General features: G+C 72.6%; 21 protein-coding genes and 1 pseudogene. 5 read left to right on the forward strand and 17 right to left on the reverse strand.

The window, feature by feature from the left end; genetic code table 11:
- Positions 1-86: 86 nt before the first annotated feature.
- Together ISP_RS28420 and ISP_RS28425 are read right to left on the reverse strand one after the other, a co-directional pair.
- Positions 87-257, reverse strand: a complete 171-nt coding sequence (locus ISP_RS28420) for a hypothetical protein (RefSeq protein WP_194295267.1) — start codon at positions 255-257, stop codon at positions 87-89.
- Between the two features lie 342 nt (positions 258-599).
- Entirely contained in the window at positions 600-2,192 is a 1,593-nt protein-coding gene (locus tag ISP_RS28425; RefSeq protein WP_013227385.1) for a GAF domain-containing sensor histidine kinase, read from the reverse strand.
- A 147-nt stretch (positions 2,193-2,339) separates the two neighbouring features.
- On the opposite strand from ISP_RS28425, the gene ISP_RS28430 reads away from it, so the two are divergent.
- A complete protein-coding gene (locus tag ISP_RS28430) occupies positions 2,340-3,242 on the forward strand; it encodes a hypothetical protein (RefSeq protein WP_013227386.1) in 903 nt (300 codons plus the stop codon).
- Here ISP_RS28430 and ISP_RS28435 read toward each other — a convergent pair.
- A complete protein-coding gene (locus ISP_RS28435; protein WP_013227387.1) occupies positions 3,202-3,870 on the reverse strand; it encodes a response regulator in 669 nt (222 codons plus the stop codon). The two genes, ISP_RS28430 and ISP_RS28435, sit on opposite strands and share 41 nt — an antisense overlap.
- Before the next feature lie 92 nt (positions 3,871-3,962).
- Between ISP_RS28435 and ISP_RS28440 the strand changes: the two genes are divergently transcribed.
- From ISP_RS28440 to ISP_RS28450, 3 genes are all read left to right on the forward strand, one after another.
- Positions 3,963-4,637: a BON domain-containing protein gene (locus tag ISP_RS28440; RefSeq protein ID WP_013227388.1), complete on the forward strand. Its 675-nt coding sequence runs from the start codon at positions 3,963-3,965 to the stop codon at positions 4,635-4,637.
- Between the two features lie 38 nt (positions 4,638-4,675).
- Complete coding sequence (locus ISP_RS28445) at positions 4,676-5,524, forward strand: slipin family protein (protein ID WP_013227389.1); 849 nt, start codon at positions 4,676-4,678, stop codon at positions 5,522-5,524.
- An 87-nt stretch (positions 5,525-5,611) separates the two neighbouring features.
- Positions 5,612-6,109 (forward strand): GNAT family N-acetyltransferase, encoded by a 498-nt coding sequence (locus ISP_RS28450; RefSeq protein ID WP_013227390.1) that lies wholly within the window; start codon positions 5,612-5,614, stop codon positions 6,107-6,109.
- A 7-nt stretch (positions 6,110-6,116) separates the two neighbouring features.
- Here the strand turns inward: ISP_RS28450 and ISP_RS28455 are convergent, their stop codons facing one another.
- The 11 genes and pseudogenes from ISP_RS28455 to ISP_RS28500 all read right to left on the reverse strand — a co-directional run bounded on the left by ISP_RS28455 (position 6,117) and on the right by ISP_RS28500 (position 12,853).
- Entirely contained in the window at positions 6,117-6,275 is a 159-nt protein-coding gene (locus tag ISP_RS28455; RefSeq protein WP_014467290.1) for a hypothetical protein, read from the reverse strand.
- Positions 6,276-6,494: 219 nt separating this feature from the next.
- The gene (locus ISP_RS28460; RefSeq protein WP_013227391.1) at positions 6,495-7,151 is read right to left on the reverse strand and encodes a phosphoribosyltransferase; all 657 of its coding nucleotides are present in this window, start codon (positions 7,149-7,151) and stop codon (positions 6,495-6,497) included.
- Between the two features lie 131 nt (positions 7,152-7,282).
- A complete protein-coding gene (locus ISP_RS28465) occupies positions 7,283-8,029 on the reverse strand; it encodes a GAF and ANTAR domain-containing protein (protein ID WP_013227392.1) in 747 nt (248 codons plus the stop codon).
- A gap of 30 nt (positions 8,030-8,059) precedes the next feature.
- Complete coding sequence (locus ISP_RS28470; protein ID WP_013227393.1) at positions 8,060-8,797, reverse strand: GAF domain-containing protein; 738 nt, start codon at positions 8,795-8,797, stop codon at positions 8,060-8,062.
- Positions 8,798-8,994: 197 nt separating this feature from the next.
- Positions 8,995-9,168 (reverse strand): hypothetical protein, encoded by a 174-nt coding sequence (locus tag ISP_RS28475; RefSeq protein WP_014467292.1) that lies wholly within the window; start codon positions 9,166-9,168, stop codon positions 8,995-8,997.
- 156 nt (positions 9,169-9,324) lie between these two features.
- Positions 9,325-9,945 (reverse strand): hypothetical protein, encoded by a 621-nt coding sequence (locus ISP_RS28480; protein WP_014467293.1) that lies wholly within the window; start codon positions 9,943-9,945, stop codon positions 9,325-9,327.
- A gap of 190 nt (positions 9,946-10,135) precedes the next feature.
- Positions 10,136-11,121 (reverse strand): annotated as a pseudogene (locus ISP_RS28485) (acyl-CoA desaturase).
- Positions 11,122-11,289: 168 nt separating this feature from the next.
- Positions 11,290-11,448, reverse strand: a complete 159-nt coding sequence (locus tag ISP_RS28490) for a DUF6307 family protein (protein ID WP_013227397.1) — start codon at positions 11,446-11,448, stop codon at positions 11,290-11,292.
- A complete protein-coding gene (locus ISP_RS48315) occupies positions 11,445-11,681 on the reverse strand; it encodes an RGCVC family protein (protein ID WP_194295263.1) in 237 nt (78 codons plus the stop codon). The genes ISP_RS28490 and ISP_RS48315 overlap by 4 nt, the downstream gene beginning before the upstream one ends.
- A 248-nt stretch (positions 11,682-11,929) precedes the next feature.
- The gene (locus ISP_RS28495) at positions 11,930-12,400 is read right to left on the reverse strand and encodes a DUF5994 family protein (protein WP_013227398.1); all 471 of its coding nucleotides are present in this window, start codon (positions 12,398-12,400) and stop codon (positions 11,930-11,932) included.
- Between the two features lie 276 nt (positions 12,401-12,676).
- A complete protein-coding gene (locus tag ISP_RS28500; protein WP_013227399.1) occupies positions 12,677-12,853 on the reverse strand; it encodes a hypothetical protein in 177 nt (58 codons plus the stop codon).
- 111 nt (positions 12,854-12,964) lie between these two features.
- Between ISP_RS28500 and ISP_RS28505 the strand changes: the two genes are divergently transcribed.
- Positions 12,965-14,134: an AI-2E family transporter gene (locus ISP_RS28505; RefSeq protein ID WP_013227400.1), complete on the forward strand. Its 1,170-nt coding sequence runs from the start codon at positions 12,965-12,967 to the stop codon at positions 14,132-14,134.
- 119 nt (positions 14,135-14,253) lie between these two features.
- Here the strand turns inward: ISP_RS28505 and ISP_RS28510 are convergent, their stop codons facing one another.
- The 3 genes from ISP_RS28510 to ISP_RS28520 all read right to left on the reverse strand — a co-directional run bounded on the left by ISP_RS28510 (position 14,254) and on the right by ISP_RS28520 (position 15,692).
- Complete coding sequence (locus ISP_RS28510; RefSeq protein ID WP_013227401.1) at positions 14,254-14,712, reverse strand: STAS domain-containing protein; 459 nt, start codon at positions 14,710-14,712, stop codon at positions 14,254-14,256.
- The gene (locus ISP_RS28515) at positions 14,709-15,065 is read right to left on the reverse strand and encodes an HPF/RaiA family ribosome-associated protein (protein WP_013227402.1); all 357 of its coding nucleotides are present in this window, start codon (positions 15,063-15,065) and stop codon (positions 14,709-14,711) included. Before ISP_RS28515 ends, ISP_RS28510 begins: the two co-directional genes overlap by 4 nt.
- A gap of 213 nt (positions 15,066-15,278) precedes the next feature.
- Positions 15,279-15,692, reverse strand: a complete 414-nt coding sequence (locus ISP_RS28520) for a hypothetical protein (protein WP_014467295.1) — start codon at positions 15,690-15,692, stop codon at positions 15,279-15,281.
- Between the last annotated feature and the right edge of the window lie 214 nt (positions 15,693-15,906).

Genomic DNA, 15,906 nt, shown 5'->3' on the forward strand with positions numbered 1-15,906 from the left:
GGTCGTGTTCCTGCACCCCGCCTCGGGCTCCACGGACAGCCGGCGCCACCAGGTCGACGAATTCGTCTCGGCCGGCTTCCGGGTCGTCACCTACGACCACCGCGGCGCACTGGAGCCGGGAGCGCGACGTAGGGCTTGCGGGGCATGACGAACACCCCGTCCGGACGCCGGCGGATCACCACCGAGGTCCGGACGAGGGTGAGCAGCAGCCGGTCACCCGGGTTCCAGCCGAGGGCCGCAACGGCGGCAAGGTCCATCGAGACAGGTGAGGAAGCTATGCGTTCCGGGTCCGGCGCAGCGATCCGGCCGAGTAGGGCCGAGGAGGGGATGCGGGTCATGCGACACCTCCCCGACGTGCTGCGCAAAGGGAGGACGCGTTCAAGATCAGCCTAGCCGAGATCGACGGGAGCTAAACGCGAGAAAGACCCGCCGTGGCGAATCGACTACTCTGCGGTTTGGGAGATCTCCCACGTATTTGTGTCCGAGGACCGAGCTGATCCACAACCCCACGCTGAATTTCACGACCGACCTGCAGCTCGAGTGCCCCTGAGCGGGCGACCCGGTCGGTGACGCCCGCAGACCGCCCTGGCCCACCGGCGTCAGGGCACCGGGACCGTCCACACCAGACAGGTCCCGCCGCCGGCCGGGCGGTCGAGCCGCAACGATCCGCCCGCCTCCGCGGCGCGCTGCTCGAGGTTGCGGAGGCCGCTGCGGGCCACGGCTTCCGGCATCCCGATCCCCGTGTCCGACACCTCGACGACCAGGTCGTCGTCCAGGGACACGGTGACCGCCAGGTCGGCCGCCCTCGCGTGCCGCAGGACGTTGGTGACCGCCTCGCGGACGACCGCCTCGGCGTGCTCGGCCAGTCCGGCGGGCACCCGGTCGAACGCACCCGACAGCCGCACCGTCGTGCGGATCGCGGAGTCGGCGCATCCGTCGGTGATCGCGTTCTGCAGGCGCGCCCGCAGGCCCCGGCCGGCTCCCGGCTGCGCGTGCAGGGCAAAGATCGCGCTGCGGATCTCCTCGATGACGTCCTGGAGCTGGTCGATGTGCTGGATGAGCCGGCTGGTGACCGCGGGCGAATCGGACCGGCGGCGGGTGCCCTCGATCCCCAGGCCCACCGCGAACAGCCGCTGGATGACGTGGTCGTGCAGGTCGCGGGCGATCCGGTCGCGGTCCACCACGACGTCCAGCTCGCGGCGGGCGGCCTGGCTTTCGGCGTCCCGCAGCGCCAGCGCGGCCTGGTCGGCGAAGGCCGACACGAGCTGCAGCTCGTGCTCGCCGAACCGCGCCGCCCCGCGGCCGCGGATCGCCAGGAGCACCGCCCCGCCGGACCGCGAACCGGACCGCAACCGCACCACCAGCGCCGGCCCGAGGTCCACGCCCAGACCGGCGGCCAGGTCGAACGCCAGGCTCGGCACGCTGCGCGGCACGTGGTCGCGCAGTACCGCACCGGCGGTCGAGCCGTCGAGCGGGATCCGGCGGCCGGCCAGCACGTCGGCGTCGGGGCCGGCGCACACCTTGACGACCAGTGGCCCACCGGGCGACTCGGGCCACGCGATGAGCGCGTCATCGGCGCCGGTCAGCTCGGCGGCCCGGGTCGCGATCAGGTGCAGCACCTCACGGACGTCCGTGCCGCCCAAGAGCTCGGCGGAGATCTCCCCGGTGGCTTCCAGCCACCGCTGCCTGCTCCGGCTCTCCTCGTAGAGCCGCGCGTTGTCGACCGCGATCCCGGCCGCCGCCGCCAGCGCCACGGTCGCCCGCTCGTCGTCGGTGGTGAACGGCTGCTCGCGGCTGAGGTACAGCCGTCCGAGGATCTCGCCCCGCACCAGCAACGGGACACCGAGGAACGCCCCCATCGAGGGATGCTCCGGCGGCAACCCGCCGTTCCCCAGGTGGGCCAGGCGCACCGGAGCCCGGCCGGTCACCAGTGTGCCGAGCACCCCGTGGCCGTCCGGTGGCGGGCCCAGCCGCTCCCGGGTGGCGTCGTCGACGCCGGTCACGGCGAACGCGGTCGTCCGGCCGTCCTCGTCGAGCAGGGCCAGCGCGCCGTACCGGGCACCGACCAGGCCGGCCGCGGCGGTGACGATCCGGTCCAGCGTCGTCTCGAGCTCCAGACCGGCGGAAAAGGCGAGGACCGCCGCCGGCAGCGCGTCCATCCGGTCCCGGCCCGACGTCGTTTCCTCGGGCATGTCACCACTGTGACACAGCGGTCCCGATCCGGGTCCGCAACCGACGACCTTCGCCCGGAGGCGGGGGCCGTTCGGCACTGGGCGAAGCCCGCGACCCGGGCGGACGGTGAAAGCGCATCCAGCGATTCCACGAGTTCGGAGCCGTCCATGAAGACCGGTGTCATGCCCGTCGGCCACCTCAGCGCGAGCCAAGTGCACGCCGTCCTCCTCGCGGCCACCGCTCCCCCGCCACTGCGGTCCGCCCGGCCGTGGCGGTTCCAGTGCACCCCGGATTCCGTCGAGCTGTACGCGGATCCGCTCACCACCGGCACGGACAGCGAGCAGCGGGAACGAATGCTGGACTGCGGCGCGGCGCTGCTCAACCTCCGGCTGGCGATCAAGGCGCAGGGCAGCCACGCCGACGTCCGGCTCTTCCCCACGGCGGGGCGGCCCGAGCTGCTCGCCGTCGTGCAGCCGCACGGCTACGAGACGATCGCCCCGCACGACGGAGAACTCGTGGCGGCCATCGCCGGCCGGCAGAGCAACCGGCGTCCGTTCACCGCCGCCGTCGTGCCCGACGCGGTGCAGCGGCAGCTCCGGCGGGCGGCCGAAGTGGAACGCGCCTGGCTGGCCACCATCACCGCCGACCAGGTGCCGCAGCTGCGCGACATCATGCGCCGCACGGAAGTCCCGCCGGTGACACCGGGACCCGGCGGCGGGACCGACCTCGACGTCGAACCCGGCCGGCTGGTCGTGGTGATCGGCTCACTGCACGACAGTGCCCTGGGCCGGCTCCAGGCCGGCCAGGCCATGCAGCGGGTGCTGCTGACGGCCGCCGCCGCCGGGATCTCGGCGGCGCTGTCCTCGCAGGCGATGGCGCTGCCGGTGGCCCGGCGTGAACTGCGGCAGCTGCTCGGCGGCGGACTCTGGCCCCAGATCATGCTGCGCCTCGGCCACGGCACCGCGGTGCCGTCGTCGGCGCGGACCCCGCTCGAGGACGTCGTGATCAGCGACGAGCACCCGTTCGCCGCTAGCCGCCCGGGCGGCGCTCGGCGTCGTGGATCCCGGTGACCAGCACCGCCGCCTGGGACCGCCGTTCCAGGCCGAGCTTCGCCAGCAGGCGGGACACGTAGTTCTTGACGGTCTTCTCCGCGAGGAACATCCGCTCGGCGATCTGCCGGTTCGTCAGGCTTTCCCCGAGCAGGTCCAGCAGGACGAGTTCCTGCTCGCTCAGGCCGGCCAGCGGACCGGGTTTCCCGGTCTTCGCCCGCAGCTCGCTCACCAGCGCGGCGACCGCCCGGGCGTCCAGCAGCGTTTCGCCGGAGCCCACCCGGCGGATGGCGTCGACCAGTTGCAACCCCTTCACGTCCTTGATGACGTACCCCTCGGCACCGGCGAGGACCGCTTCGACCATCGAATCCTCGTCGGTGAAGGAGGTCAGCATCAGGCACCGCAGGCCGGGCAGCGCTGTGCGCAGGTCGCGGCACAGCTCCACGCCGTTCCCGTCGGGCAGCCGCACGTCGAGCACCGCCACGTCCGGGCGCAGCGCGGGGATCCTGGCCATGGCCTCGGCGACCGAGGACGCCTGCCCGACGACGGTCAGGTCGGGTTCGTCGTCGACCAGTTCGGCGACTCCGCGCCGCACGAGTTCGTGGTCGTCGACCAGGAAGACCGTGATGACGGGCGCGTTTTCGTCCACGGCCTCAGGCTACGCCCGCCCGCGCCGAACGACCCCGCGAAAAAGGTCCGGCGGCACTGGGCCGCGCGGCGCGGGCGGACCACGCTGAAGGGATGACAGAGCTCCAGCACAGGCCCGATCATCACCTCAAGACCGCTGTCACCGATGAACTCGCCTGGACCCCCAGCGTCAACGCCGAAGGGATCGGCGTGACCGTCTCAGGCGGGGTCGCGACGCTGTCCGGGCACGTCGGCACCTACCCCGAGAAGGAAGAGGCGCTGCGCGCCGCGACCCGGGTCCAGGGCGTGACCACGACCGTGGACAAGATCATCGTCCGGCACGGCCACGACGTTCCGGCGGACGCGGATCTCGCCCGGGACGCCATGACCGTGTTCGACCGTCACACCGTCCTCGTGCCGAAGGACTCGGTGCAGGTCGACGTGCGCGACCGGGTGATCACCCTGCGCGGCTCGGTGGACTGGCACCACCAGCGCGAAGCCGCCCGCCGGGCGGTGGCCGTGCTCCCCGGCATCAACGGGGTGCGGAACCTGATCACGCTGCGGCCTTCGCCGGGAGTCACCCCGGCCGAAACCAAGGCCCGGATCATCGCGGCGCTCGCCCGCCACGCGCCGGGCTTCGCACAGCACGTCGAGGTCGGCATCGACGACGGCCAGGTCACCTTGACCGGTCAGGTCCTCACCCCGGCCGAACGCCGTTCGGCCGAGCAGACCGCTTGGTTCGCCCCGGACGTGACCGCGGTCGACAACCAGGTGAAGCTCTCGGGCTGAGCCTCCTCCCCGGCGCAAGTCGTGAAGTCTGGAGCACCATGAACGTTCTCGTGATCATCGTCATCGCCGCCGCGCTGCTGCTTCTCCTGGCTTCCGCGGTGCGGATCGTCAAGCAGTACGAACAGGGCGTCCTGTTCCGCCTCGGCCGGGTGATCGGCGTGCGCGAACCGGGGTTGCGGCTGATCATCCCGGTCGTCGACGTCCTGCGCCGAGTGCCGTTGCGGATCATCACGATGCCGATCCAGTCCCAGGGCATCATCACCCGCGACAACGTGAGCGTCGACGTGTCCGCGGTGGCCTACTTCCGGGTGCGGGACGCGGTGAAGTCGGTCGTCGCGATCGAGAACGTCTACGCCGCGATCGACCAGATCGCCCAGACGACGCTGCGGAAGGTCGTCGGGCAGCACACGCTGGACGAGACGCTGTCCGAGACCGACAGCATCAACGTCGACATCCGCCGGATCCTGGACGTCACCACGCTCGACTGGGGCGTGGAAGTGACTTTGGTGGAGCTGAAGGACATCCAGCTGCCCGACACGATGAAACGGGCGATGGCCCGCCAGGCGGAAGCGGAACGCGAGAAGCGCGCCAAGATCATCAGCGCCGAAGGCGAATCCCTCGCCGCCGCCGCACTCGGCGACGCGTCGGACACGATGATGGCGCACCCGCTCGCGCTGCAGCTGCGCAACCTGCAGAGCCTGGTGGAAATCGGCGTGGACAAGAACACCACCGTCGTGTTCCCCGCCCCGCTGATGAGCACCATCGGCGAGCTGGGCTCCTTCCTGGCCCGCGAGAGCGCCGCCGCGACCCGGCCGGAGCCGGCCGCCACGGCCCCGATCGTGCCGCCGAAAGCGGCCGTGAACGGGACCCGGGCCGAAGAGCACTGACCCGCGGCCCCGGACTCCGCAGTGTTCTGTGCGAAAAGGACAGAGCACTGTGGACCCGGTGGTCGTCGACACCGTGAGGAGCACGCCATGTCCACCACCACCCCACCGGCACGAGCCCTGCTCCCGGACGGCGAAGTCGCCTGGGTGCGCGAGCTGGAAGCTCGCGACGCCGCCGCGGTCCTCGCGCTGCGGGCCCGGCTCTCCGGGCGGCACGACCGGCACCTGCGGTTCTTCGGTCTCGGCGTGGCCGGGCTGGCCGAGCTTTCGACGCAGCTGTCCCACAGCTCCGGCGTCGGGCACACGGCGGTGGGGTGCTTCCTGCATTCCCGGCTGGCCGGCGTCGCCCGCTACGACATCCTCGCCGACCCGGCCGAAGCGGCGGTCGCGCTGGTGGTCGACGGCCACGGCCCGACGCTCGGCGTGGCGGCCCTGCTGCTCGAACAGCTCGTGGTCTCGGCGGAACACGAAGGGGTGCGGATGTTCGTCGCCGACGTGGACGAGGGAAACGCGAAGATGCTCGGCGTTTTCGCGGCACTGGGCATCCCGTTCCGGCCCGGCCTGCCAGGGAACCGCTCCCCGGAGTGAGGTTCGGTCAGCCGCCGGCATCGTCGGGGGACGCCGGTGGCGAGGCATCCAGGCGGGCGTGCAGCCGTTCGCGGATCTCGTCCGGGGTGTAGGCGCGCCGCCGGCGCTCCTCGCGCGCGATCACCACCCCGGTCGCGGCGACCCCGACGAGCCCGGCCAGTCCCACTGTCTTCCACCAGGAAGCCGGCCTCGAGAGCGGTTACTGCGCCGAGATCGTCGCCCTGACCTACGAAGCGATGGGCCTGCTGCCCGCGGCCGCCGGCCGAACTGGTACGACCCCGGCCGGTTCTGGCGCGGCGACGACCTCGAGCTGGCGGGCGGCGCGGCGCTGGGCGACGAAATCGCCGTGCGCCTCCCGAACTGACTCGTCAGTCCACTGTGGACGTCACCGGCGGACCTCGGCCGGCAGGCGGGGTTCCCGGTGCAGCAGTTCGAGCGCCTCGGTGTCGGCCACCGCGGAGAACTTCCGGTAACTGTTGCCGACCGCGTGCAGCCAGGGTACCGGGCGCAGGCAGACGAACTGGTCCACCTCGCGGGCGAGCCGGTCGGCGACGTCGGTCTGGGCGACCGGGACCGCCAGCACGATCCGGCGGACCTGGCGGGCCCGCAGGACGCGGATCGCCGTGTGCGCGGTCGTGCCGGTGGCGGCGCCGTCGTCGGCGAGGACGACCGTGCGGCCGGCGATGGACACCGGCGCGACCGTGCTCCGGTAGACGGCGACCTGGCGGGCCAAGCCCGCTCGCGCGTCCTCGGCGAGCCGGGTCAGCTCACCCGGCTCGATGTCGAACCGGCGGATGGCGTCGTGGTCCCAGACGACCAAGCCGCCCTCGCCGACGGCGCCGAGCGTCGTCGGCGGCGGCCCCGCGGCCTCGATCCGGCCGGTGAGCAAGATGTCCAGCGGGGCACCCAGGACGTCGGCGATCTCGCCGGCCACCACCAGCCCGCCCTCGGACAGGCCGAGCACCACCGCCCGGTCGCCGCGCAGCGGTCGCAACCGCAGGGCCAGCCGTTCGCCGGCTTCCCGGCGATCACGGAACCGCATGGGAACTCCCTGGAGTCGAAGGCCGGTCGGCCGCCTCCAGCATCACGGCACCTCGTCCGGGGCGCGAGGGCCGTTGGTCACCGCGGGACGGATCGTTCGGCACCCTTTCACCGGCGCCGCAACGGACCGGGTCAGGGAGAGTGGCTCGTCGCCGCGGGGGCCAGCACGACGGCGGGAGCGAGCTCGCGGTCGGCCAGAGCGCGGGCCACGTCGCTGAGCCGGAGGTTGTTCCGCCGGGCGAAGCCGCGCAACGCCCGGAAGGCCGCGTCCATGCTCAGCTGCCCGCTGACCGCGAGGACGCCCTTGGCCTGTTCGATGATCACCCGGCTGTTCAACGCGGTCTGCAACTGCTCCGAGAGGATCTCCTCCTGGCGGAAGGCCCGTTCGTGGAGGATGCCGATGGTCGCGGTGTCGGCCAGCCCCTGCGCCAGTGCCACGTCGTCCGCCGACAGGTCCCCCGGGTTCTGCCCGAAGAGGTTCAGCGCCCCGATCGTCTGCTTGCGCAGCCGCAGGGGCAGCGCGTGCACCGACGCGAACCCGTCCTTGGCCGCCTCGGCGGCGAACCGCGGCCACCGCCCCGCCGCCGCGGCGATGTCGGCCACCAGCACCGGGGTGCTGGTGGTGAAGCACTCGATGCACGGGCCTTCGTCGATGTCGAGCTGGAACAGCTCCAGCAGCCGCGCCTGCTCGGTGGAGGACGCGAGCACCTGCAAGCCGCCCCGCTCGTCGGCCAGCGTCAGTCCGGCCGCGGCGACGTCGAGCAGCTCCACACACTGTCGCACCAGCGTGTGCAGCAGGTCGGCGACGTCGTAGTCGTCGACCAGCGTGTCCGCCAACGCGACGAACGCCCGGGTCACCTGTCGTTCACGGTCGGCCATGCCCACCATCTCCTGGTTCGTCAGCTGCCTTCATGGTGAATCCCCACCGAACGCCTCGTCCAACCGCAGCCGTCCCGCCACGATGTCGGCCGCGACCTCGAGCAGGGAACGTCCGTGCCCGAACGCGTACGCCCGCAACCGGGCCAACGCGGCGGACGCGGGCAGGTCCAGGTGCGCGATGAGCATCCCGGTGGCCTGGTGCACCTCCCGGTACCGCATTCCCGCACCCTCCATCCACCGCCCGTCCCCGTCGAGCCAGCGACCACCTCCGGCGCGCAGTCCCGACAGGGCGAGCGCCGCGATGTCGGCCACCTGCAGGGCCGTCGACAGCTCGCCGGGGCTCAGCGAGCCCGGCGTCGACCGATAGGTGTCGAGGGTCGCCACCCGGACCGCGCCGATCTGCACCGGGAACGTGAACAACGCGGCCACCGGCTGCGCCGCGGCCTCGGCCGCGAACACCGGCCACGCCGGCGGCGATCCCGCCGCCAGATCCGGCACCAGCACGGGGCCGCCGAAGACGTACGCCTCGAAACACGGCCCCTCACCGAGGGAAAACTGCAACTCGGCCAACGCCGTGCTCACCGCATCACTGGCGTAGACGATCTCGCGGTGCCCCGCATCGACCATCATCGAGACCGCCGCGCCATCCACCGGCAACAGGCGCACACACGCCCGGCACACCCGGCCGACGACGTCAACACCGCTGCCGGCACCCACCTCGCCCAGGGCGGCCAGCACGCCCGCGCGCAAGACTTCGACCTCAGCCACCGCGTTTCCACATCCGGTTCCGCCCATGTCGGTGTCCGTCGTCGCCACACCAGCTCGGACACAGCCAGGCCCGGATCAGCACCGCTGTCGCGGCTGCGGGCACCCACCGTACTCGTAATCGTGGGCCGCGCCGGGCCATCACGGCACCGGCGCGGCGGCGATGTGCCGGCGCAGCGCGATCAGCGCCCGGTGCTGGCTCACCCGCACCGCGCCCGGGCCGGCGACCCCGAGCACCGCGGCCTGTCGTGGGCGGACAGGCCGAACATGCCCCGCAGGACCACGACGTCGCGCTGCTGCGACGCCAGCAGGCCGAGCAGGTGGTGCAGCCGCTGCCGCCGCTCGAGGTCTTCGACGTGGTGAACCGGTATCACTGTCGCGGTGCCACCGGTCCCCCAGCCGGACCCGGCAGCACTGCAGCACGCCCGGGTGCAGCAGACCCGGCAACGCGCCCGTCGCGGTGCGGTCGCCCGCCACCGCCGACGCCAGAAGTGCGCCGTCGACCCACATGGTGCGTCCTCCCCCGTCGGTCAGCTTCGCGTGGTCAGGTACGGGCTGGGATCGCTGCCGGCCTTGGCGCCGCTGTCGAGCCAGCGGAGGAACCCCCGGCGGTCCCGTCGTTCGATCTCGTCGAGGAAGTCCTGCCGGCGCTGGACGACGAGCCGGCGCGCCGGCTCGTCGGTGGCGAGGATCAGGAGGAAGTAACTGCGCCGCCACGCCACGCACAGGTCCTCGGTGGCCAGGTCGGCCACCGGGACGGGCGGCACGGGGCGCGGGGCCGGGCGGTCGTGGGGCTCGGGTGCGGTGGGCGGGGCAACGCGGTGGCGGTAGCCGGCCCCCAGTCCGCCGGCGACGAGGAGGACCGGGACGGTCGCGGTCAGGACTCCACCCACTGTCGCGAGCAAGCCGGCGAGGACCAGGCACGCCGTGACGAACGCCGCCGCCGTGGCCGCGCCCACCGGGAGATCGGGCCCGCTCGCCGTCTCCCGCCCACGCCGGAGCCGCGAAGCGCCGAAAGCGACGAGGATCCCCGCGCCGGCTCCCAGCAGGATCCAGCCGAACAGGACGTCACCCGGCAAGGTCAGGGCACCGATCGCGGCCAGGGCGCTGACGGGCCCGATCAGAACGGCCACCACCGAACGTCCCACCATCGTGCGCCTCACCGTCCGGGTCGGGCGCCGGCCGAAAGCCGTGCCGGGAAACCAGGATCGCCGAGGTCCGGGGCGTTGCGCCCAGTGTAGCCCCGGCGCCCGTTGCTCCCTGTTCGCCCGCGTCGGCGGCCCGCTCGGCGCGGCGGTCTTCAGAGTGGTGGCCGCCCAGCGCTCGTCTGCTGCGCGGCAGTCATGACCGGCTCCCGTCGCCGGGCCGGCGTGCCGGCGTCTCGGTGAACAATCCGCGCGCCGGCCTGCCGAACCCGCGGGGGGCCGCGGTGTAACCGGGGTTGAGCTTGCGGGCCAGGTGTTCGGCCCTCGGCCAGCGGACGTCGGTGGCCCAGCCGAGCTTCTCGAACAGCCAGATCAGCCGCGCGGACACGTCGAGCCGGCCGCGGCGGACGCCGTGGCGGGCGCCGGTGGGGTCGGCGTGGTGGCAGTTGTGCCAGGACTCGCCCATCGAGGCGATGGCCAGCGGCCAGAGGTTCGCGGACTTGTCGCGGGCGGCGTAGGGCCGTTCGCCGATCAGGTGGCACAGGGAGTTCACCGACCAGGTGACGTGGTGCAGCACCGCCACCCGCACCAGGCCGGCCCAGAAGAACGCGGTCAGCGCACCCACCAGGACATCGTCACCAGGCCGCCGATCAGTGCCGGGCTGAGCAGGGTGACCACGGTGAGCGCGGGGAACCAGCGGTCGATCCGGACGATGTCGCGGTCGGCGAGCAGGTCGGGGGCGAACCGCTGCGCGTTGGTCTTCTCGCGGTCGAACAACCAGCCCATGTGGGCGTGCCAGAAGCCTTTGGCGAGCGCGGCGGCGGACGTGCCGTAGCGCCACGGGGAGTGCGGATCACCGTCGCGGTCGGCGTAGGCGTGGTGGCGGCGGTGGTCGGCGACCCAGCCGATCACCGGGCCCCGCATGGCCATGCTGCCGGTGACCGCGAGCGCGATCCGCAGGCCGCGGCCGGCCTTGAACGCGCCGTGGGTGAAGTGCCGGTGGAACCCGATCGTCACCCCGAGCCCCGTCAGGAAGGAGAACCCGACCGACAGGGCGACATCGGTCCACCCGAGGCCCCAGCCCCACGCGAACGGCACCGCCCCGGCCGGCGCCAGCAACGGCACCACCGCGAACAACTTGACCAGAAAGGTTTCGGTGCGGGACTTCTCCCCCGCGAGCATCGGCTCCGCCGCCTTCGGCGGCCGTGGCAACGTACGTGTCATCTTCCTGCTGACGTACCTGTCCGCCAGGGTCCGGGGCGATCATGTGGGGGTAGCCCGCCGACGGCGGCCTAACCCGGTGGAACGGAGGCTGAGGGATTCTCCGCCCCACCGGCGCACGCCGGTCGTTCACCGCAGCTGTTCGGGAATCGTGTCCATGGTGTGCAGCAGTTGCACAGCGAGGGCCCGGCAGGCGGTGTCCGACAACTTCGTGTTCTCTTTCAGGACATCTCGCACCAGCTTGACGCGCAGGTCGTACCGGGACGCGAAGGCGGCTTCCGTGGTCATGTTTCCTTCTCGGGTTCGTCGTGCCCACCGACGCAGACGCATCCGCGGTTGAAGCCACCCGCCACAGTCGCCGTGCAGAACCGGCGTGCGACGAGGTCATGCGTGTGCCGGGCATGCTGACAGGCCACGCACGCAACCATCGCCGTGCCGCCGGTCTCGGTGACGGCGCCGCCCGGTTTCGCGCCGGGCCCGGCTGTCATGACGGCGGAAGCCGACGCCCGGTCGGGTGTCATCGGCCGGCGCGGCGTCCGGACGGGTCGTACTCCCCCGCGCCGGGGCGCCGTTGCGGGCTGGGTGCTGTTTCGGCTCCGGTGGGCGGTGCCGGGGTGTACACCGGCTGGCGGAACAGGCTCCCGTACCGGTCGTCCTGGGCGGCGGTGAGCGCCCCGGGCCTTGTTCGCTCGGCGATGGGGTGGCTGAACAGCGAACTGTCGAGCGTGGGAGTGCTGATCGCGGGTCCTTTCGGGGGTGGCAGCGCGGTTCAGGAGGGCAGTGGCGCGCCGCTGCCGGTCGGCGTTTGCCCGTTGGCGGCCGGCAGATCCGTGCTGTGGCCGGTGTTTTCCGGGTCCGCGGCGGCCGTGAGGGCCTGCTGTGCGGCGTCGGGGCTGGTTTCCGGGGGGACGACCAGCAGGGTTGTCCGGTGCCGGCCCCAGCCGATCACCGTCAAGCTGCCGGACGGCTGCGATCGGAATCCCTCGAGCCGGACGCCGCTGCCGTCGCAGGTGACGCGGCGGGGCGGATCCGGCCAGTCGCCGAGGTGGTAGGTGACCCGGTCGACGCGGCCCAGCCGAGCGGCCAGTACCGCGAGCAGGGCGGGCAGTTCGGCGGTCAGCTCGCGGGTCCGGGGCCACCACGCACCGTCGACGTGCCCGGTGGCGGGTCCCGCTGGTTTCAGCCGTAGCCGGGGCTCGGTGACCGGTTGGGCGGCGAGGGTGTTCGGGCCCGACGACATGTCGGTGCTCCCGTCTCCGGCTGTTTACTACCGGCCGAACTGGGGCCGAGGACGGCGCAGGTTCGATCACTTGCGCACGAAATGCTCTCGGTCAACACTCAACGTACACGACGACTGCGCAGAGTGTGGGACGGGGGCGACACGGTCGGGGGCGAACCGGCCGTGCGTCCCTGCTCCACGACGTGCGGGTACTCCGCCGCGCGGTGCTGGAAGGCCAGGACGGCGGGATTCCGGACGACGCCGTCGCGGATCTCGATGGCGCGGCGGACGGTTTCGTCACCGCGACGGGTCGGCGAACGTGGTGGGACGGGCCCAGCCGAAGCCCATGCCTTCGTCGCAGGAGACGTCGACGATGAGGCCGCCGGGCGCGAACGCGGCGAGGTCGTCCTCGATGAGGAAGGTCAACGGCTCGGCGGTGTCCTGGTCGCCGGGGTGGTTCACGTCGGCTCGCACACGGTGGCGTCCGGCCGTTCGCCGCTCGGCGGCGCGGAGACATCAGGGGCACGCTGGGCCCGGTCACGTCCTCGCCGGGACGGGTGACGAACCACGGAAAGGCGGCGGCTCATGACAGCCGATCGGCCGGTGAGCCCGAAGCGCGAATCCTCCGAAGAGGTGCTGTCCGCGGTTCCCTACGGGCTCCGGGTCGCGGCCGCCGTCGCCTGGCGCTCGCTGATCGTGGCGGGTGCCCTGACGGTCGTGGGCTTCGTGGCCGTCAAGCTGGCCTCGGTGCTGGTCCCGGTCGCCGTGGCGCTGCTGCTGGCGGGCCTGTTCTCCCCGGCCGTTTCCTGGCTGGCGGGCAAGAAGGTCCCCCGCGGATTGGCGGCCGCGATCGTGCTGGTCGGGGGAATCGGGGTGGCCGGCGGCGTGGTGACGTTCGTGGTCATCAGCGTCACCGTGGGCATGCCCGCGCTGATCGACCAGGTCACCGCGAGCCTGACCGACCTGCACACCTGGCTGCGCACCGGGCCGCTGCACCTGAGCCAGGTCCAGCTCGACGAAATGCTCGGCAACCTGACCGCCACGCTCGGCCGCAACAAGTCGGCGATCGCGTCGGGTGCGCTCACCACGGCGGTGACCGTGGGAGAACTGCTCGCCGAGGCCCTGCTCGCCGTGTTCTGCTTGATCTTCTTCCTCGCCCAGGGCCGCGTGATCTGGGTGTTCGTGCTCCGAGCGGTGCCGGCCGGCCTGCGCAACCGCGTCGACGTCGCCGGGCGCAGCGGGTTCACCACCCTGGCGCACTACATCCGCGGCACGGCGGCCGTCGCGCTCGTCGACGCCGCGGGGATCAGCCTCGGCCTGGTGATCATCGGGGTCCCGTTGGCGGCTCCGCTGAGCGCGCTGGTTTTCCTCGGCGCGTTCGTCCCGGTCATCGGCTCGGTGATCGCCGGCGCGATCGCCGTCCTCGTGGCCTTGGTGGCCAACGGCGTGTGGGCGGCCGTCATCGTGCTCGCCGTCGTCGTCGGTGTCATGCAGCTCGAAAGCCACGTCCTGCAGCCACTGCTGCTCGGGCGCGCCGTCCGGCTGCACCCCCTGGCCGTGGTCCTCGCCCTCACCATCGGGCTCGTCACCGCCGGCATCGTGGGCGCCTTGCTGGCCGTGCCCCTGCTCGCCGTCTTCAGCTCGGGTGTGCGAAGCCTGGCCACCCGGCCGGAGAACCACTCGCCCGGGCGAACCGTGACCGGGGTTTCCCGTTCCAGCCCGGAAGACCGCACCCCGGACCCCGGCGCTCCATGACGGTGCACCCCGTGCGCCGCGAGCGAAGGCGGGCACCGGTGGACGACGAGCGAACCGGGAGCCGAGCCGCCGCTTTTCACGCAAGTGTGGCCAGGCAGGCGAAAACCGGGGTCCCGCGGTCAGCCGGTGTCCGCCGCCGCCCAACGCGGCGCCGCGATGGCCGCTGCCCGCGAGGTGTGCACGACCAGGCGTTCGTCCGCGCGAGTGAGCCGCAGCGGCCGCAGGGTCGCGCGCGTCGTGGCCACCAGCCGCAAGTCGGTGCCCGGGGTGGCCCGGCGGTGGGCGTCGAGCAGCACCTGCACCCCGGCGGTGTTCAGGAACCGGACGAGTGACAGGTCCACGACGATCCGCTGCGGCGTCAGGCCCAAGCTCGCTTCCAGGACGTCGTGGAGCATCGGTGCCGTGCAGAGGTCGGCCTCGCCGTCCACGGTCGCGACCAACGTGCCGCTGAACCTCTCCACGGTGATCGTGAGATCCTGGTACCGGTGGGACGGCAACGGGCGCGGGCGCGGGAAGTCGATGACGACGGACGGCACGATCGGCTCGCCGGACAAACGCTGTCCATTGTGGACGGTCATGATCCCGCACTCCCGCCCTGGTGCCGGATGGAGTCCCCGCCCTTGTGGTGGTCCCTCCGCCCGTACACGCCTTCGAGCACGCTCTCCAGTTTGTGCACGGCACCCCGGCACGCCTCGGCGACCGAACCCGCGTGGTGGCTCACGGCCACCGTCCGCCGTCCGGTCGGCCGGGCCTCGAGCACGCAGCGGCGGTCCATTCCGTCGGCGGCCGCGGACTCTTCGCTGAAGTGGACTTCCAGCCGCGTGATGTGGTCGCTGAACCGCGACAACTGGGCGGCCAGCTCCCCTTCGAAGTGCCGGATCAGCTCTTCGCCGCCGGGCACCGTTCGATCCGTGCTGATCTGGATCTGCATGCGTTGTCCTCTCCCCGGCCGGCCCGGGTCTGCGACGCGGGCGTCCTGCCTCCGGCCATCGTGTCCACTTCGGCGACGGCCTGCCCAGGGCCACCCGCCCCCGGCCCGAGGGCCGAAGGAACCTTTCTCGCATCCACCGCACCGCCGTGACGGCCCCCGGGCTCAGCCGGCCGGGACGTGCCCCGCCTCCCGCCCGGAACTCGGCGATCCGGGTCAGCAGCGCCCGGCCGGCCCGGCCCGGAGCGCGGCCTCCAGCGGCTGCAGGCGCCCCGTCGCGCGCACCGACCGGATCTCGCGTGCGACGCGGATGGCCTCGGTCCCCACCCGTGCGGCCGCCTCGGTGTCATGCCGGACGGCGTGGGCGAGGGCGAGCATGATCTGGGTCAGCGAACGGCTTCTGCTCACCTCCGGCCCGTAGGCGGCCACTGCGTCGTCGAGGAACGGGATGGCGAGGGCCGCGTGACGGCGATCCACGGTGCACGCGAGTTCGACCCGGACCGTCCCGGTCATGGCGGAGAGGTCGGTCGCGTCGAAGAACCGCGTCCAGGGCGCCGCCGCCACGGCGGCGGGGAACGCGTCGATCGCCTGGCCCAGGTGCTGGAAGGCGGCGGCTTCGTTCGCCCGCATCGCCCAGGCCCACGCCTGGTTGATCGAAAGGATGACCCGCGCCCGGGCCGACGCCCCCGCGCTGCCGCGTCCTGTCCCCGACCGAACTCCGCCAGCGCGTCGTCGACCGAGCCGCGGTGCCGGTGCAGACGACCGCGCCGGTAGCTGACGTTGGCCGCGGCACAGCTGTCGCCGCACGCGCGGCGGAACGGATCCCTCGCGCGGCAGAACCGTC

Source organism: Amycolatopsis mediterranei (assembly GCF_026017845.1).
Taxonomy (GTDB): domain Bacteria; phylum Actinomycetota; class Actinomycetes; order Mycobacteriales; family Pseudonocardiaceae; genus Amycolatopsis; species Amycolatopsis mediterranei.

Excerpts from the sequence above, each read along its gene's own strand:
- ISP_RS28420 (WP_194295267.1), bottom strand. The coding sequence starts at position 257 with ATGGACCTTGCCGCCGTTGCGGCCCTCGGCTGGAACCCGGGTGACCGG.
- ISP_RS28425 (WP_013227385.1), bottom strand. The coding sequence starts at position 2,192 with ATGCCCGAGGAAACGACGTCGGGCCGGGACCGGATGGACGCGCTGCCG.
- ISP_RS28430 (WP_013227386.1), top strand. The coding sequence starts at position 2,340 with ATGAAGACCGGTGTCATGCCCGTCGGCCACCTCAGCGCGAGCCAAGTG.
- ISP_RS28440 (WP_013227388.1), top strand. The coding sequence starts at position 3,963 with ATGACAGAGCTCCAGCACAGGCCCGATCATCACCTCAAGACCGCTGTC.
- ISP_RS28445 (WP_013227389.1), top strand. The coding sequence starts at position 4,676 with ATGAACGTTCTCGTGATCATCGTCATCGCCGCCGCGCTGCTGCTTCTC.
- ISP_RS28450 (WP_013227390.1), top strand. The coding sequence starts at position 5,612 with ATGTCCACCACCACCCCACCGGCACGAGCCCTGCTCCCGGACGGCGAA.
- ISP_RS28460 (WP_013227391.1), bottom strand. The coding sequence starts at position 7,151 with ATGCGGTTCCGTGATCGCCGGGAAGCCGGCGAACGGCTGGCCCTGCGG.
- ISP_RS28465 (WP_013227392.1), bottom strand. The coding sequence starts at position 8,029 with ATGGCCGACCGTGAACGACAGGTGACCCGGGCGTTCGTCGCGTTGGCG.
- ISP_RS28480 (WP_014467293.1), bottom strand. The coding sequence starts at position 9,945 with ATGGTGGGACGTTCGGTGGTGGCCGTTCTGATCGGGCCCGTCAGCGCC.
- ISP_RS28490 (WP_013227397.1), bottom strand. The coding sequence starts at position 11,448 with ATGACCACGGAAGCCGCCTTCGCGTCCCGGTACGACCTGCGCGTCAAG.
- ISP_RS48315 (WP_194295263.1), bottom strand. The coding sequence starts at position 11,681 with ATGACACCCGACCGGGCGTCGGCTTCCGCCGTCATGACAGCCGGGCCC.
- ISP_RS28495 (WP_013227398.1), bottom strand. The coding sequence starts at position 12,400 with ATGTCGTCGGGCCCGAACACCCTCGCCGCCCAACCGGTCACCGAGCCC.
- ISP_RS28505 (WP_013227400.1), top strand. The coding sequence starts at position 12,965 with ATGACAGCCGATCGGCCGGTGAGCCCGAAGCGCGAATCCTCCGAAGAG.
- ISP_RS28510 (WP_013227401.1), bottom strand. The coding sequence starts at position 14,712 with ATGACCGTCCACAATGGACAGCGTTTGTCCGGCGAGCCGATCGTGCCG.
- ISP_RS28515 (WP_013227402.1), bottom strand. The coding sequence starts at position 15,065 with ATGCAGATCCAGATCAGCACGGATCGAACGGTGCCCGGCGGCGAAGAG.
- ISP_RS28520 (WP_014467295.1), bottom strand. The coding sequence starts at position 15,692 with ATGCGGGCGAACGAAGCCGCCGCCTTCCAGCACCTGGGCCAGGCGATC.